Below are 15,767 nucleotides of genomic sequence, written 5' to 3' on the forward strand. Positions count from 1 at the left end.
TGCCGGACCTGCCCAGCGTCGTCGTCGAGCGCCGGGTCGAGTGGACCGACACCGACGCCGCGGGCCACTACCACCACTCCACCGTGATCCGCTGGGTCGAGGCGGCCGAGGCCGTGCTGCTGCGCCGCCTGGGCCTGTCGCACCTCTTCGGCAGCACGCCCCGCGTCCACTTCGAGGCCGACTACCGGGCCCGGCTCTGGTTCGGCGAGGCCGTGCGGACGGAGCTGCGCGTCACCAAGGTCGGCGCGAGTTCCCTCCACTACGCCTTCACCGTCCGCGGTGAACCGGGCCCGAAGGGCGCCGACGGCACGGAGGGCTCCGAAGGCACGGAGGCAGCCACCGGCCGGATGGTCATCGCCCACTCCGCCGCCCGCGCCACCGGGAGCGCTCCCTGGCCCGCCGAGGTCCGCGAGGTGCTCACGAAGGCCGGCCGGCAGGCCCCCGAACTGATCGAGAACAACCGAGGAGGCGCCCCGTGCGCATAGCAGTCATCGGAGGCGGGCCGGGCGGCCTGTACTTCGCCGCCCTGGCCAAGCAGATCTCCCCGCACTGGGAGGTGACCGTCTGGGAGCGCAACGCTCCCGACGACACCTTCGGCTTCGGGGTGGTCTTCTCCGACGAGACCCTCGACGGCATCGCCCAGGCCGATCCCGTCGTACACGCCGCGATGTCGGCGGAGTTCGCCCGCTGGAGCGACATCGACGTCCGTCACCGCGGCCGGACCCTGACCTCCGGCGGGCACGGTTTCGCCGCGCTGGGCCGGCGCCGGCTGCTGCAGATCCTCCAGGACCGCTGCGCCGCCCTGGAGGTGGACGTCCGCTACCGCACGCAGTCCCCCTCGCCGCGGCAACTGGCCTCCGAGTACGACCTGGTGGTCGCCTGCGACGGCGTGCGCTCGGCCACCCGGGCCGCCTACGCCGACACCTTCGGCGCCGATCTCGACGAGCGCGCGGGCCGCTACATGTGGCTGGGCACCGACAAGGTCTTCGAGGCCTTCACCTTCATCGTCGAGGAGCGGGACTTCGGCACCCTCCAGGTGCACGCGTACCCGTACGACGACACCCGCTCGACCTTCATCGTCGAGATGGACGAGGAGACCTGGCAGCGCGGCGGTTTCGCCGGGGCGGCCGGGGCGGACCCGGCGCCCGGCGCCAGTGACGAGGAGGGGATCCGCCGCTGCGAGCAGATCCTCGCCGAGCACCTGGACGGCCACCGGCTCATCCCCAACAACTCCAAGTGGCTGCGCTTCACCACCGTGCGCAACCGCACCTGGCGCCACGGCAACACCGTGCTGCTCGGGGACGCCGCCCACACGGCCCACTTCTCCATCGGTTCCGGCACCAAGCTCGCCATGGAGGACGCCCTCGCGCTGGCCGCCTGCCTGCACGAGCACCCCGGTGTGGAGAGCGCGCTGGCCGCCTACGAGGACGAGCGCAGGCCCGTGGTGGAGTCCACCCAGCGGGCGGCGCAGGCCAGCCTGGAGTGGTTCGAGAACATCGACCGCTACACCGGCCAGGATCCGCACCAGTTCGCCTTCAACCTGCTGACCCGCAGCCGCCGCGTCACCTACGACAACCTGCGGGTGCGCGACGAGGAGTTCACCACCGCCGTCAACGCCTCGGCGCCGGTGCCGCCCATGTTCCGGCCCTTCCGGCTCGGCGGCCTGCGCCTGCGCAACCGGATCGTCGTACCGCCCATCGCCCTGTCCACGGCCGTCGAGGGAGTCCCGGGCGACTTCGACCTCGTCCATCTGGGTACCCAGTCGCTCGGCGGCGCGGCCCTGGTCCTCGCCGGAATGACGGCGGTCAGCGCCGACGGCCGGACCGACGCGGGCTGCCCCGGCCTGTGGACCGACGAGCAGGAGGCCGCCTGGCGGCGGATCACCGCCTTCGCGCACGGCCAGTCCGACACCTGTCTCGGCATCCAGCTCACCCACGCCGGCCGCCGGGCCGCCGGCGGAGCACTGCTCGCCGCCTCCCCGCTGCCCTGGGCCGAGGGCGGCCAGGTGCCCCGGGAGGCGAACCGCGCCGATATGGACCTGGTCGTCAGGGACTTCGTGCGCGCGGCCGAGCGCGCCGACCGGGCCGGCTTCGAGGTCCTGGAACTCCAGTACGGGCACGGCAATTTGATGTCCGGCTTTCTTTCCCCGCTGACCAACCGGCGGACCGACGAGTACGGCGGTCCGGTCGCGAACCGGCTGCGCTTCCCGCTCGAAGTGCTGGGCGCGGTAAGGACGGTGTGGCCGGCCGGGAAGGCTCTCCTGGTCCGGATCTCGGCCGCCGACTGGGCCGAGGGCGGCCTCGACGAGGCGGACGCCGTGCACATCGCGCGCGCCCTGGCCGCGGCGGGCGCCGACGCCATCGACGTCTCGACCGGCGAGGTCGTCTCCCACGAGCGGCCGGCCTTCGGCCGCAGCTACCAGACCCCGTACGCGGACCTGATCCGCAACACCACCGGGGTGGCGACCATCGCCGTCGGTGCGATCTCCACCTACGACGACGTCAACTCGGTGATCCTGGCGGGCCGCGCCGACCTGTGCGCCGTGGGCCGCGCCCAGCTCCACGACCCCCTGTGGACCCTGCACGCGGCCGCGGCCCAGGGGTACCGCGGACCGGCCGCGCCGTGGGCCCGGTCCTGGCGGGCCGGCAGCGCCCGGCCGCCGGCGGCGCGCACCGACCGGGTGCCGCCCCGCCTCGAACTGCTGCGGCGGCCCGCCGCACCGGTGCACCAGCGATGGCTGCCGCGCGTCGCCGCGCCGGCCCTCTGAACGGAACGGCCGAAGCCCATGGACACCCGCGAGACCCGAAACACCCGCCCCCCGAACGACCTGCCCCGTTTCACCGCGGCCGCCGTACAGGCCGCCCCCGTCTACCTCGATCCCGCCGCCACCGTCGACAAGGCCGTCGCCCTGATCGCGGAGGCGGCCGGGAAGGGCGCCGAACTCGTCGTCTTCCCCGAGGCGTTCGTCCCCGGATACCCGTACTGGAACTGGACGATGAACCCGGTCCAGGGCTCGCCCTGGTTCGAGCGCCTGCAGCGCGCCTCCATCGACGTCCCCGGCCCGCACGTCGACACCCTGCGCGCGGCGGCCCGTCAGTACGGGGTCGTCCTGGTCATCGGCGTCAACGAACGCGCCCCGCACAGCCTGGGCGTGCTCTACAACACGCTGCTGACCATCGGTCCCGACGGCGAGCTGCTGGGCGTGCACCGCAAGCTGGTGCCCACCTGGGCGGAGAAGCTCACCTGGACCGGCGGCGACGGCAGTTCCCTGCGCGTCCACCAGACGCCCGTCGGCCCGGTCGGCGCCCTCGCGTGCGGGGAGAACACCAACACCCTGGCCCGTTTCACGCTCCTGGCGCAGGGCGAACTGGTGCACGCGGCCTGCTACATCGCCCTGCCCGTGGCGCCCACCGACTACGACATGGCCGAGGCCATCGCCGTCCGCACCGCGGCCCACAGCTTCGAGGGCAAGGTCTTCTCCGTCGTCGCCTGCTCCACCGTCTCCCCCGAGATCGTCGACGCGGTCGCCGGTGAGGACGAGGCGGTCCGGGCCCTGTTCGCCCGGCCGCGCAGCGCCCTGTCGGGCATCTTCGGCCCCGACGGCCGCCCGGTCACGGAGCCGCTCGTCGACGTCGAGGGCATCGTCTACGCCGAGATCGACCTGAACCGGTGCATCCAGCCCAAGCAGATGCACGACATCACCGGGCACTACAACCGCTTCGACGTCTTCCGTCTCGAAGTGGACAACCGGCCGCGGCAGCCGGTCACCTTCACGGTCCCGCACACCGCCGCCCCCGTTCCCGGCCCCATCGCCACCCCCGAGGAGGACGCATGACCACCGACCAGGACGACACCGCGCTCGGCCGCGCCCGGGTGTCCGACACCCCTGAACTCACCGCTTATTACGGCGAGCTCGAAGCCCTGGAGGCGGGTGCGCTGTGGACGGTGGCCAACGACATCGAGCCCTGGTACCCGCAGCCCAAGTCCGTTCCCGTGCTGTGGCGTTACGAGGAGCTGCGGCCGCTGGTCCACAAGGCGCTCGGCCTGGTCCGGGCCGACGACGCGGGCCGCCGCGTCGTGATGCTGGTCAACCCCGGCCGCCGGGACGTCAGCGCCGCCGCCGGACTGCTCTACACCGGTCTGCAGATCATGGGTCCCGGCGAGGCCATGACCGCCCACCGCCACCAGGCGGCGGCGCTGCGCTTCGTGCACGAGGGCACCGGGGCGTGGACGATCGTGGACGGCCAGAAGCTGAAGGTCGGCCCGGGCGACTTCGCGATCACCCCGAACGGCACATGGCACGAGCACGGCAACGACTCCGCCGACGCCCCGGTGATCTGGCAGGACGGCCTCGACATCCCGCTGGTCAACGCCCTGGACGCCGGGTTCTACGAGGTCCACCCCGAGCTGTACCAGCGGCCGGGGAAGGTGGTGAACTCCTCGGTCCTGACCTACGCCGCGAACCTGCTCCCGTACGGCTCGCAGAAGTGGACCCGCCCCTACTCCCCGCTGCTGGCCTACCCGTGGGAGCAGACCTACGAGGCCTTGCGCGCCCTGGCCTCGGCGACCGGCGGCTCCCCGTACGACGGTGTCATCGCGGAGTACACCAACCCGGTGACCGGCGGCTCGGTGATGCCCACGATGAGCGCCCACATGCAGCTGCTGCGCCCGGACGAGGCCACCAAGGCCCACCGCCACACCGGGTCGGTGATCTACACGGCGGCCAAGGGCCACGGGGTGTCGGTGATCGCCGGGCAGCGCTTCGAGTGGAAGCAGGGCGACGTGTTCTGCGTCCCGTCCTGGGCCTGGCACGAGCACCGCAACCTCGATCCCTCCGAGGACGCCTGCCTGTTCTCCTTCAACGATTTCCCCGTGATGCGCTCCCTCGGCTTCCACCGCGAAGAGGCGTACCCCGACAACGGCGGGCACCAGCCCGCCTCCTGAGCCGCGTCGCCGCACCGGACCGCCGGCCCTGACACCGGTCCCGGTGCGGCGGCGCACCCCGCCGCACCCCACAACGCCCTTCTCTTCTAGGAGCCACCGATGCGACTGGTGACCTACACGACCGCGCCGATGACCGCCGCCGCCGACCGCCTGGGCGCCCAGGCCGACGGCCTGGTGTACGACCTCGCGACGCTCGCCCGGCACGCGGGCGTCGAACTCCCCGCCGACCTGCTCTCCTTCGTCCGGGCCGGCGCCCCCGCCCTCGAGGCGGCCGCCCGCCTGCTGGCCGGCGACCCCGCGGACCGGCCCGCCGGGGCCGTCCACCGGCTACAGGACGTCACCCTGCGCGCCCCGCTGCGCCCCGGCAAGATCATCGGGGTCGGGCTGAACTACGTGGAGCACGTGGAGGAGTCCAGCCGGAGCCTGGACACCGACAAGGACCTGCCCCCGCGCCCGGTGCTGTTCAGCAAGCCCGCCACCGCCGTCACCGGGCCGGGGGCGCCGATCCTGCACAACGCGGACCTCACGACGCAGCTCGACTGGGAGTGCGAGCTCGCGGTGGTGATCGGCAGGACCGCCTTCCGGGTGACCGAGGAGGAGGCGTACGGCCACATCTTCGGCTACAGCATCGTCAACGACATCAGCGCCCGCGACCAGCGCCGCTCGGGGCAGTGGTTCTTCTCCAAGGGCCAGGACTCCTACGCCCCCTTCGGCCCGGCCGTGGTCACCGCGGACGAGGTGCCGGACCCGATGGACCTCGACCTCGAACTGCGGGTGAACGGGGTCACCAAGCAGAAGTCCAACACCCGCCACATGCTGTTCCCCATCGCGCGGCTCATCGCCGACATCAGCTCGGGCGTGACCCTGGAGCCCGGTGACGTCATCGCGACCGGCTCCCCCTCCGGTGTCGGGGCCGGCATGGTCCCGCCCGAGTTCCTCGTGCCGGGCGACACCGTCGAGGCCACCGTCCAGATCATCGGAACGCTCGCCAACCCCGTCGTCGACGCCCGCTGATCCGGCCCCACGACGGCCTCCGCCGCGACCTACCCCGCGGCCCGCAGCACACCCCCGACACCCCGCCACAGCACAGCACAGCACCGAGGAGCCCCCGTGCCGCCCCGTACCTACCGCATCGGCCAGATCGTCCCGAGTTCCAACGTCACCATGGAAACCGAAGTGCCCGCGATCCTGCGGGCCCGCATGGAGATCGCGCCCGACGAGCGCTTCACCTTCCATTCCAGCCGCATGCGCATGACGCACGTGACGCCGGAGCAGCTCAAGGCCATGGACGCCGATTCCGACCGCTGCGCCGTGGAACTCTCGGACGCCCGGGTCGACGTGCTCGGATACGCCTGTCTGGTCGCCATCATGAGCATGGGCCTCGGCTACCACCGCGCCTCCGAGGAACGCCTGCACACGCGCACCGTGGAGAACGGGGCCCCGGCCCCCGTGGTCACCAGCGCCGGCGCCCTGGTCCACGGGCTGCACACGATGGGCGCCAGGAAGGTGGCCCTGCTGGCCCCGTACATGCGCCCGCTCACGCAGACCGTCGTCGACTACCTCACCCACGAGGGCATCGAGGTCATCGACCACCAGGCCCTGGAGATCCCGAACAACCTCGACGTGGCGGCCCACGACCCGGCCAGGCTCCCCGGCCTGGCCCGCGCCCTGGACTACGCCGACGCGGACGCGGTCGTCCTGTCGGCCTGCGTGCAGATGCCCTCGCTCGGCGCCATCGAGGAGGCCGAGCAGCTGCTGGGCAAGCCGGTGGTCTCCGCGGCCGTCTGCACCGCCCACCAGATGTTGCGCTCCCTCGGCCTGCCGGCCGTGTCCCCCGGCGCCGGCCACCTCCTCTCCGGCGCCTACGCGGAGGCCCCCCTGCACCCGCGGACGGGGGCCGAGGGGTGACCGGAGGCGGCCCGGCCGCCGCCCCTCGATAGGATCACCACCCACACCACGGGAAGGTGATCATGCCGGACAGCCCCCTCAGGCCCAGCTCGTTGATCAGTACGGTCTACGGGGCCTTCGTGCGCGGGAGCGGCGGCTGGATCTCCGTCGCCGACCTGATCACGCTCATGTCGGAGCTCGGCGTGGAGAGCCAGGCCGTGCGCTCGGCCATCTCCCGGCTCAAGAAGAAGGGTGTTCTCGAACCGGAGCGCCGCGGCGCCACCGGGTACCGGCTCAGCCCGGCCGTCCACCCCGTGTTCGACGCCGGTGACCGGCGCATCTTCGCCAGCCTCGAGCCGGCGGACCTGGCGGACGGCTGGGCCATGGCGGTCTTCTCCGTCCCGGAGTCCGAGCGCTCACACCGCTACCAGCTGCGCACCAGGCTGACCTGGCTCGGCTTCGGCAACATCGCCCCCGGCGTGTGGCTGGCGCCGGGCCGGCTCTTGGAGGACGCGCGCGACATGCTCGTCCGGCTCGGGCTCAGCGAGTACGTCCACCTGTTCGCCGCCGCCGACTACGCCGCGTTCAGCGACCTGCCGGAGGCGGTGAGCTCCTGGTGGGACTTCCCCGCGATCCAGGCCCAGTACGCCACCTTCACCGGGTCGTACGCGCCGGTCGCGGCGAAGCTCGCCCGGCAGGACGGCATCGACGCCGCCGAGGCCTTCCGCCACTACGTGCCGATGCTCACCGAGTGGCGCCGGCTGCCCTATCTCGATCCGGGCCTGCCCGCCGAACTGCTCCCCGCGGACTGGAACGCCGTGGGCGCCCGGCAGGTCTTCCAGCAGCTCCACGAGGTCCTGGCGGGGCCGGGTCTGCGGCACGTACAGGACGTGACGGGTTCCGGGGCCGGCGGGGAGGTCTGACCCCCGCCCGCCGGACCGTCCGGGAGCGCTCCCTCAGGAGGATTCCCGGACCACCAGGTCGTTCGGCATGACCACCCGCTCCCGGGAGCCGCCCTCGATCAGGCCCAGGAGCAGCCGCACCGTGGCCCTGGCCTGGTCGGCCATGGGGCTGCGCACCGAGGTGAGGGCGGGGACGGTGTAGGAGGCCGCCTCTATGTCGTCGAAGCCGACGACGGCCACGTCCTCGGGGACCCGCAGGCCCACCTGCCGCAGGGTGCGCAGGGCGCCGATGGCCATCAGGTCGTTGGCCGCGAACACCGCGTCCAGTTCCGGGTCGTCCTCCAGCAGCTGCCGCATCGCCTCGGCTCCGGAGGCGCGGGTGAAATCGCCCAGCGCCACGATGGACCGGCGGCCGGTGCCGCGCAGGGCGGCGCGGTAGCCCTCGAGGCGCTCGCGGGCCTCGAAGAGGTCCAGCGGTCCGGTGATCGTGGCGATCCGGCGCCGGCCCCGTTCCAGGAGGTGGCGTACGGCGAGCGCGGCGCCGGCGGCGTTGTCCAGTTCCACGTACGGCACGTCCGGGGCGCAGGTCCGGTTGAACGAGGCGACCGGCAGGCCCGTCCTGGCCAGGGCGGCGGGCAGGGGGTCCGTTCCGTGCAGGGCGACGAGCATGACGCCGTCCACGTGTCCGCCGGCCACGTACTCCTCGACCCGGGCCCGGCTCCGGTCGGATTCGGCGAGCATGAGCACGACCTGTTTTCCGGCGGCCTCCAGTTCCCGGCTGACGGCGCGGACCACGGTGGAGAAGAGGGGGTCGTCGGAGACGACGCCCTGGGGCGGATCGGAGACGACCACGGCCACCGCGTCGGTCCGGCGGGTGACCAGGTTGCGGGCGGCGGCGTTGGGAACGTAGCCCAGTTCGCGCACGGCCCGCATGACGACTTCACGGATCTCGGGCGCGACCGTGGCCTCCCCGTTGACTACACGGGAGACGCTCGACCGGGACACGCCTGCCCGGGCGGCGACCACTTCCAGCGTGGGTCTTCTCATTGCGGCCCGTTCCGTTCGGCGGGCGCGCCGCCGGGTCGGACGGACGGTCCGCGGGGAGCGTTCTCCGGCGATGGTGGACCGGAGCCTGATCGACTGTCAACAGTCCCTGTTTCTCTGTGGATTGTCAGCGCCGGGAGACAGGTGATCACCCGCCCGGGATCCTCCCTGGTCAGCACGGATCACCTCGGGGTGGGCGGGTACCGAGAGAGCGCTCCATCGGTGGACGAACCGATGTCGTCCGTGTATCCACCCGATGACGGGACACCTTGACAGTCCTGTGGGGCCGCCCCATCCTCACCCCTCAGGGAGCGCTCCCCCGCTCCCCCGCTCTCTCGCCCTTCCGCTCCGCTTCCCCCCTCGTGGTCCCTCGTGGTCCCTCGTTTCCAGGAGCCCCCTTGCCTCCGTCGCTGCGCCGCCTCGGCTTACTCTTCGCCGTCGCCTTCACCCTGCTCACCTTCAGCACCCTCCCCGCCTCCCCCGCCCGCGCCGCCGAATCCCTGCTGTCTCAGGGCCGGTCCGTCACCGTCTCCGGCAGCGAGCCCGGCTACAGCCCCGCGAGCGCCGTCGACGGGAACGGCGGCACCCGCTGGTCCAGCGCCTTCGCGGACCCGCAGTGGATCCAGGTGGACCTGGGGTCCGCGGCCACGATCAGCCGGGTCTCCCTCATCTGGGAGGCCGCGTACGCCAAGGCATTCCAGATCCAGGTCTCGGACGACGCCGCGAACTGGACCACGCTCTACGGGACGACCGCCGGCGCCGGTGGCACCCAGAACCTGACCGTCTCCGGAGCCGGCCGCTACGTCCGGATGTACGGGACCCAGCGCGCCACCGGATACGGCTACTCCCTCTGGGAGTTCCAGGTCTACGGCACCCCCGGCACCGGTGGCGGCGGCGGTGACGCGCTCCTCTCGTACGGCAGGACGGGCGCGGCCTCCTCCTCGCAGGCCGACGGGAACTGCTGGGAGTGCACCCCGGCCAGGGCCTTCGACCGCGACCCCGCCTCCCGTTGGGCGACCAGCCCCACCACCGGCTGGACGGATCCCGGCTGGATCTCCGTGGACCTCGGGGCCCCCGCCCAGATCAGCAAGGTGGTCCTCCAGTGGGACCCGGCCTACGCGAAGTCCTTCCAGATCCAGGTCTCCCCGGACGGGAACGCCTGGACCCCGGTCTACTCCACGACGGCGGGCACGGGCTTCAAGCAGACCCTGACCGTCTCGGGCTCCGGGCGGTACGTGCGGATGTACGGCACCGAGCGCGCGACCCCGTACGGATACTCCCTGTGGGAGTTCCAGGTGTACGGCACCGGCGGCGCGCCCGTGACTCCCCCGCCGCTCCCGCCGGACCCCGCGAACCCGCCGAGGCTGGTGTGGAGCGACGAGTTCGACGGCCCCGCGGCCGGCACGCCCGACCCGGCCAAGTGGCGGGCGGATCCGGGCACCGGGCAGAACGGCGAGCTGCAGTACTACACCGACCACCAGAACGCCGCGACGGACGGCGCCGGCCACCTCGTCATGGAGGCCCGCAAGCAGGCCACTCCCGGCAAGGGCTGCCCGCCCGACCCGCTGACCGGCAGCACCACCTGCCAGTACACCTCGGCGCGGATGAACACCGGGGCCACGTTCCAGTTCACCTACGGGCGCGTCGAGGCACGGATCAAGGTGCCCAAGGGCAACGGGCTGTGGCCGGCGTTCTGGATGATGGGCGGCGACTTCCTGACCGGGCGGCCGTGGCCGTACAACGGCGAGGTCGACATCATGGAGGTCCTCGGCAAGGACGTGAAGACCTCGTACTCCACCGTCCACGCCCCCGCCTACAACGGCGGCGGCGGGATCGGCGGCCCGTACAAGCTGCCCGGGGACGCGGACTTCTCCGCCGACTACCACGTCTGGGCCGCCGACTGGAACAGCAAGGGCATCGTCTACAGCCTGGACGGGCGGACCGTCTTCACCCTCGACAAGGACCAGGTGGAGCGCTCCCGCGGGCCGTGGGTCTTCGACCACCCCTCGTACATGATCCTCAACCTCGCGGTGGGCGGTGACTGGCCCGGTCCGACGGACGCCACCACGCCGTTCCCCGCCCGGATGCTCGTCGACTACGTGCGCGTCTACCAGTGACCGGCGGGGGCTGCCCGGTCCGCCCGCTCCTCCACCGGACAGCCCCCCGCCCCCTGCCCCTTCCTCCGTTCCTCCCTCCCCCCACCTCATCGGCAGGCAAGGAATCGTCATGCGAAAACCTCGGTTCACGCTCCACGCCCTTCTCGCGGGCGCCCTGGCCACCGCCTTGGCCGCGAGCCTCGGCGCCACGGTGACCAGCGCGCCCGCCCGGGCCGCGGACACGGTGCTCGTGCAGGCCGAGTCGTACGCGGCCCAGTCCGGCGTACAGCTCGAAACGACCGGCGACACCGGCGGCGGGCAGAACGCCGCGTACCTGGCCAACGGCGACTGGATGCGCTTCGACAACATCGACCTGGGCGCCTCCGGCCCGCTGAGCGTGTCGGCCCGGGTGGCCTCGGCGGTCGGCGGACCCGGAGCCGTCGAGCTGCGCACCGGGTCCGTGACGGGCCCGCTGCTCGCGCAGTTCGAGATCACCGCCACCGGCGGCTGGCAGACCTGGTCGACCCGGACCGCCGATGTGGCCACCCATCCCGCAGGCCCGCAAACGCTCTTCGCGGTCCTGCGCGGCGGCGGGGCCGGGGACTTCGTGAACATCAACTGGTTCTCGTTCGGCGCCGGTTCCTCGCCGGGCTGGGTGAAGGTCGACCAGGCGAAGTGGGACGCCCAACTGGCCGGGTTCCGGGCGATGACCCCCGCCCCGGTGCCCGCGAACGCCGTCCGGGTGCCGGAGTTCAACGCCACCTGCGTCTACAGCCATTCCAAGCCCGACGACCCGATCGTGGCTCCGGGCCTGCCGGGGGCTTCCCACATGCACAGCTTCTTCGGCAACCGCAGCACGGACGCCTTCAGCACGGCGGAGTCCCTGGCCTCGCACACCGCGACGAGCTGCACCCCCGCCAAGGACCTTTCCAGCTACTGGATTCCGACCCTCTACGACCACGGCAGGGCCGTGGAGCCCGAGGGCATGATCGTCTACTACGGCTCCCGGCTGCCCGACCCCACGGCGACGGTGCCGTTCCCGCAGGGATTCCGGATGATCGCGGGCAACGCCAAGTCCCAGGTGCCCACTCCGGCCGGCTCCGTGAACCAGTTCTGGTGCGCGGGCGAGGGCGGCGAGACCGGCCGCAGCGCCGACGGCAACTGGCCGGTCTGCGCACCGACCGCGAAGCTCGTGTACCAGCTCGTCTTCCCGGACTGCTGGGACGGCAAGCACCTCGACAGCCCCGACCACAAGTCGCACGTCTCCTTCACCACGGTCGGCGGCAAGTGCTCCGGCGCCTATCCCGTGGCCATCCCCTCGGTCTCCTTCGTGATCGGCTACCCGACCAGTGGCAGCCCGGACGGACTCACGCTGTCCTCGGGCATGGCCTCCTCCATCCACGGCGACTTCTTCAACGCCTGGGAGAACGCGGCCCTGGGCCAGCGCGTGAAGGACTGCGTCGTACAGAGCGCCAAGTGCAACTCCGCCGGAACGTTCTGACCCGGCGGCCCGCGTGGGCCCTGCTCGCGGCGCTCCTGGTCGCCGGCTGCGGCGCGCAGCCGGTGGCCGGGACGCCGCGGGCGGCGGCCTTCAACCCCACCGACATCGCCTGGATCCAGCTCATGATCCCCATGGACGAGCGGGCCCGCCTGCTCACGGACCTGGCGCCGGGACGGGCCGGGGATCCGGCGCTGGCCCGGTTCGCGCAGCGGGCGGCGGACCGGCGGCAGGCCGAACTGACCCGGCTGCGCGAGCTGCTGGCCCGGTCCGGGGCGCCCGACACCCGTCCGCACGAGGGGCACGACATGCCGGGCATGGTGTCCGCCGAGACCCTGCGCGGGGCGGGAGCGCTCTCTGGAGAGGAATTCGACCGGGTCTTCGCCGCCGCGCTGCGCGCCCACCTCACCCAGTCCCTGCTGCTCTGCGGGGGTGAGCGCGCCTCGGGCGGCGCCGGGGAGGCGCGGGAGCTCGCCGGGGAGCTGGAGAAGGCGGGCTCGGAGGAGCTCGCCCTGCTCGACGCGGCACGCTCCGGCAAAAGTTGAGAATTGTTCACTTTCCATTGACAGGGCGGGTCCGGGGACCCGAAAGTGCCGTGAACGTCCCCGACCGAAGCGAGTCCGCATGCCCGCGCCCGTACCGCCCGCGTCACCCACGCCCTCCGTACCGCCCGCGTCACCCACGCCCTCCGCAGCGCCCGCGCCCCGCACCCCGGCCGCGCCCCGATTCCCGGCCGGGTTCCGCTGGGGGGTCTCCGCCTCCGCCTTCCAGATCGAGGGCTCCCCGACCGCCGACGGCCGGGGGCCCTCCTCCTGGGACGCCTTCACCCGGGAGGAGGGCCGGGTCAAGGACGGCTCGCACGCGGAGGTGGCCACCGACCACTACCGCCGCTACCGCGAGGACGTGGCCCTGATGAGCGGTCTGGGCGTGGACGCCTACCGGTTCTCCGTCTCCTGGTCCCGGGTCCTGCCCGAGGGGCACGGGGCCGTCAACCGGGCCGGGCTGGACTTCTACGACCGGCTCGTCGACGAGCTGTGCGCCGCGGGGATCGATCCGGTGCCCACCCTCTTCCACTGGGACACCCCGCTCGCCCTGGAGGAGCGGGGCGGCTGGCTGGAGCGCGACACCGCCGAACGGTTCGCGGCGTACGCCTCGGTGGTCGCGGAGCGGCTCGCCGACCGCGTGCCCATGTGGATCACCATCAACGAGCCCGCGGAGGTGACCCTCCTCGGCTACGGCCTCGGCGAACACGCCCCGGGCAAGCAGCTCGTCTTCGACGCCCTGCCCGCCGCCCACCACCAGCTCCTGGCCCACGGTCTGGGCGTACAGGCCCTGCGCGCGGCCGGCGCCCGTCACATCGGCATAGCCGCCTCGCACAGCCCGGTGTGGGCCGCCGGCGAGAGCGAGGAGGACCGGGCCGCGGCCGCGTTGTACGACACCCTGACCAACCGCCTCTTCGCGGACCCGATCCTGACCGGCGCCTACCCGGACGGGCTGGAGTCCCTGCTGCCCGGACCGGTGGCCGAGGACCTCAAGGTGATCTCGGCGCCACTGGACTGGTACGGGGTCAACTACTACAACCCGATGCTCGTCGGCGCCCCCACCCCGGCCGGGACCTCCGCCTTCGGCGGGATCGAGATCCCCTCCGGCCTCCCCTTCGGCTTCCGGGAGATCGAGGGGTACGAGCGCACGGACTTCGACTGGCCGGTGGTCCCGGACGGCCTGCGCGAACTGCTCGCCACCCTGCGCGAGCGCTACGGCGACCGGCTGCCGCCGCTGTACATCACCGAGAACGGCTGCTCGTACGGGGACGGGCCGGATCCGGGCACGGGCCGGATCGAGGACGCCCGCAGGATCGCCTACCACGAGGGCCACGTGCGCGCCCTGCACGAAGCGATCGCCGAAGGGGCCGACGTGCGCGGCTACTTCATCTGGTCGATCCTCGACAACTTCGAATGGGCGGAGGGCTACCGGCAGCGGTTCGGCCTGGTCCACGTCGACTACGAGACCCTCGCCCGGACCCCCAAGGAGTCGTACGCCTGGTACCGCGACCTGATCAAGAGCGGCAGATGACCGCCGGACCGAAGGCCTCGGCGCGGGAGGAGACCGCCGTGCCGCCCGGCGGCCGGTGGGTGAGTGCGCTGTCCCTCGCCAACCTCGGTGTGTGGGTGGGCTGGTTCGGCCCGCTCCAGCTACTGCTGGCCCGTCAGGCCGAGCAACTCACCCCGGACCACAAGGCGTCCACCCTCGCCCTGGTGACGGGCCTCGGCGCGGCCGTCTCGATGGTCGCCAATCCCGTCTTCGGAGCGCTGTCCGACCGTACGACGGCGCGCGCGGGCCGCCGCATCCCCTGGGTGGTCGCCGGGGTGACGGGCGGGGCGGCCGGCCTGGTGGTCCTCGGGCTCGCGCAGAGCCTCGCGGTGGTGATCGCCGGCTGGTGCCTGGTGCAGCTCGCCCTCAACGCGGCCTTCGCCGCCCTCACCGCGGCGGTCCCCGACCAGGTTCCGGCCCGGCAGCGCGGACTGGTGGGCGGCTGGCTCGGCGTCTCCCAGGTGATCGGCATCCTGGTGGGCACGGCGCTGGCCACGGTCGCGGGCGGAATCACCGCCGGCTACCTGGCCTGCGCGGCCTTCTCGGTGCTCGCGGCCGTGCCGTACGTCCTGATGCGGCGGGACTCGGTGCTCGCCCCGGCCGCCCGGCCGGTCTTCCGGTGGCGCGGCTTCCTGGCCGGGTTCTGGATCGACCCGCGGCGCCATCCCGACTTCGGCTGGGCCTGGCTGACCCGCTTCCTGATGAACCTCTCGTACTCGATCAGCACCATGTACCTGCTCTACTACCTCACCGACGCCGTGCGCTACCGGGGAGACGCGGACACCGGCGTCCTGATCCTGACGGCGCTCAACGCCCTCACCCTGCTCTCCACCGTGGTGATCAGCGGCATCCGGTCCGACCGCAGCGGCCGCCGGAAGTCCTACGTCATCCGGTCGGGGCTCGTCATCGCGGCGGCCACACTGCTGCTCGCCGTCTGGCAGACCTGGACCGGCGCGGTCGTCGCCTCGCTCGTCCTGGGCCTCGGCTTCGGCGTCTACACGGCGGTGGACTTCGCCCTGCTCACGGACGTGCTGCCGACCGCCGAGGACCGCGGTAAGGATCTGGGCGTCATCAACATCGCCAACGCGCTGCCGCAGGTGCTGGCCCCGGTGATCGCGGCCCCGGTGGTCACCCACCTCGGCGGCTACACGGCCCTGTACACACTGGCGGGAGCGCTGGCCCTGGCGGGCTCGCTGCTGGTCAGGCGGATCCGCTCGGTTTTGTAGCCCTCCGTGGTCCACTGTGGCCCTCCGCATCGTGAGACCCGGCACATTTCTCACCCTTTTGGTCCGATTTAGACCAAAC

The 15,767-nt window shown here is 72.6% G+C and carries 12 protein-coding genes and 1 pseudogene; 12 read left to right on the forward strand and 1 reads right to left on the reverse strand.

What is annotated here, in order from left to right; all coding sequences use genetic code 11:
* Positions 1–74 precede the first annotated feature (74 nt).
* The 7 genes and pseudogenes from ACFYYB_RS19600 to ACFYYB_RS19630 all read left to right on the forward strand — a co-directional run.
* A pseudogene (locus tag ACFYYB_RS19600) lies at positions 75–485 on the forward strand (acyl-CoA thioesterase); the annotation flags it as partial.
* Positions 476–2,767 carry an FAD-dependent monooxygenase gene (locus tag ACFYYB_RS19605; RefSeq protein ID WP_389436451.1) on the forward strand — a complete coding sequence of 764 codons (2,292 nt, stop codon included), beginning with the start codon at positions 476–478 and terminating at the stop codon, positions 2,765–2,767. The pseudogene ACFYYB_RS19600 and the gene ACFYYB_RS19605, both read left to right, overlap by 10 nt.
* 18 nt (positions 2,768–2,785) lie before the next feature.
* Positions 2,786–3,835, forward strand: coding sequence for a carbon-nitrogen hydrolase family protein (locus ACFYYB_RS19610; protein WP_389436452.1), 1,050 nt, complete (start codon positions 2,786–2,788; stop codon positions 3,833–3,835).
* Positions 3,832–4,944, forward strand: a complete 1,113-nt coding sequence (locus tag ACFYYB_RS19615) for a cupin domain-containing protein (RefSeq protein WP_389436453.1) — start codon at positions 3,832–3,834, stop codon at positions 4,942–4,944. Before ACFYYB_RS19610 ends, ACFYYB_RS19615 begins: the two co-directional genes overlap by 4 nt.
* A 99-nt stretch (positions 4,945–5,043) precedes the next feature.
* Positions 5,044–5,958, forward strand: a complete 915-nt coding sequence (locus tag ACFYYB_RS19620; RefSeq protein ID WP_389436454.1) for a fumarylacetoacetate hydrolase family protein — start codon at positions 5,044–5,046, stop codon at positions 5,956–5,958.
* Positions 5,959–6,108: 150 nt separating this feature from the next.
* A complete protein-coding gene (locus tag ACFYYB_RS19625) occupies positions 6,109–6,852 on the forward strand; it encodes an Asp/Glu racemase (protein WP_389437213.1) in 744 nt (247 codons plus the stop codon).
* A gap of 62 nt (positions 6,853–6,914) precedes the next feature.
* Entirely contained in the window at positions 6,915–7,754 is an 840-nt protein-coding gene (locus ACFYYB_RS19630) for a PaaX family transcriptional regulator C-terminal domain-containing protein (protein WP_389436455.1), read from the forward strand.
* A 33-nt stretch (positions 7,755–7,787) separates the two neighbouring features.
* On the opposite strand, the gene ACFYYB_RS19635 is transcribed toward ACFYYB_RS19630, so the two are convergent.
* Positions 7,788–8,780, reverse strand: a complete 993-nt coding sequence (locus ACFYYB_RS19635; protein WP_389436456.1) for a LacI family DNA-binding transcriptional regulator — start codon at positions 8,778–8,780, stop codon at positions 7,788–7,790.
* A 395-nt stretch (positions 8,781–9,175) separates the two neighbouring features.
* On the opposite strand from ACFYYB_RS19635, the gene ACFYYB_RS19640 reads away from it, so the two are divergent.
* From ACFYYB_RS19640 to ACFYYB_RS19660, 5 genes are all read left to right on the forward strand, one after another.
* Complete coding sequence (locus ACFYYB_RS19640) at positions 9,176–10,894, forward strand: discoidin domain-containing protein (RefSeq protein ID WP_389436457.1); 1,719 nt, start codon at positions 9,176–9,178, stop codon at positions 10,892–10,894.
* A 109-nt stretch (positions 10,895–11,003) separates the two neighbouring features.
* Positions 11,004–12,374, forward strand: a complete 1,371-nt coding sequence (locus ACFYYB_RS19645) for a DUF1996 domain-containing protein (protein WP_389436458.1) — start codon at positions 11,004–11,006, stop codon at positions 12,372–12,374.
* Positions 12,350–12,916 carry a DUF305 domain-containing protein gene (locus tag ACFYYB_RS19650; protein ID WP_389436459.1) on the forward strand — a complete coding sequence of 189 codons (567 nt, stop codon included), beginning with the start codon at positions 12,350–12,352 and terminating at the stop codon, positions 12,914–12,916. The genes ACFYYB_RS19645 and ACFYYB_RS19650 overlap by 25 nt, the downstream gene beginning before the upstream one ends.
* 79 nt (positions 12,917–12,995) lie before the next feature.
* Positions 12,996–14,444: a GH1 family beta-glucosidase gene (locus tag ACFYYB_RS19655; RefSeq protein WP_389436460.1), complete on the forward strand. Its 1,449-nt coding sequence runs from the start codon at positions 12,996–12,998 to the stop codon at positions 14,442–14,444.
* Entirely contained in the window at positions 14,441–15,688 is a 1,248-nt protein-coding gene (locus tag ACFYYB_RS19660; protein ID WP_389436461.1) for an MFS transporter, read from the forward strand. The genes ACFYYB_RS19655 and ACFYYB_RS19660 overlap by 4 nt, the downstream gene beginning before the upstream one ends.
* The last annotated feature ends 79 nt before the right edge of the window (positions 15,689–15,767 follow it).

Origin of the sequence: Streptomyces sp. NPDC002886 (assembly GCF_042888445.1) — a bacterium.
GTDB lineage: Bacteria > Actinomycetota > Actinomycetes > Streptomycetales > Streptomycetaceae > Streptomyces.

What these genes read in the sequence shown, in the direction of transcription:
- ACFYYB_RS19610 (WP_389436452.1), top strand. Translation starts at nt 2,786, where the DNA reads ATGGACACCCGCGAGACCCGAAACACCCGCCCCCCGAACGACCTGCCC.
- ACFYYB_RS19615 (WP_389436453.1), top strand. Translation starts at nt 3,832, where the DNA reads ATGACCACCGACCAGGACGACACCGCGCTCGGCCGCGCCCGGGTGTCC.
- ACFYYB_RS19620 (WP_389436454.1), top strand. Translation starts at nt 5,044, where the DNA reads ATGCGACTGGTGACCTACACGACCGCGCCGATGACCGCCGCCGCCGAC.
- ACFYYB_RS19625 (WP_389437213.1), top strand. Translation starts at nt 6,109, where the DNA reads ATGGAAACCGAAGTGCCCGCGATCCTGCGGGCCCGCATGGAGATCGCG.
- ACFYYB_RS19630 (WP_389436455.1), top strand. Translation starts at nt 6,915, where the DNA reads ATGCCGGACAGCCCCCTCAGGCCCAGCTCGTTGATCAGTACGGTCTAC.
- ACFYYB_RS19635 (WP_389436456.1), bottom strand. Translation starts at nt 8,780, where the DNA reads ATGAGAAGACCCACGCTGGAAGTGGTCGCCGCCCGGGCAGGCGTGTCC.
- ACFYYB_RS19645 (WP_389436458.1), top strand. Translation starts at nt 11,004, where the DNA reads ATGCGAAAACCTCGGTTCACGCTCCACGCCCTTCTCGCGGGCGCCCTG.
- ACFYYB_RS19655 (WP_389436460.1), top strand. Translation starts at nt 12,996, where the DNA reads ATGCCCGCGCCCGTACCGCCCGCGTCACCCACGCCCTCCGTACCGCCC.
- ACFYYB_RS19660 (WP_389436461.1), top strand. Translation starts at nt 14,441, where the DNA reads ATGACCGCCGGACCGAAGGCCTCGGCGCGGGAGGAGACCGCCGTGCCG.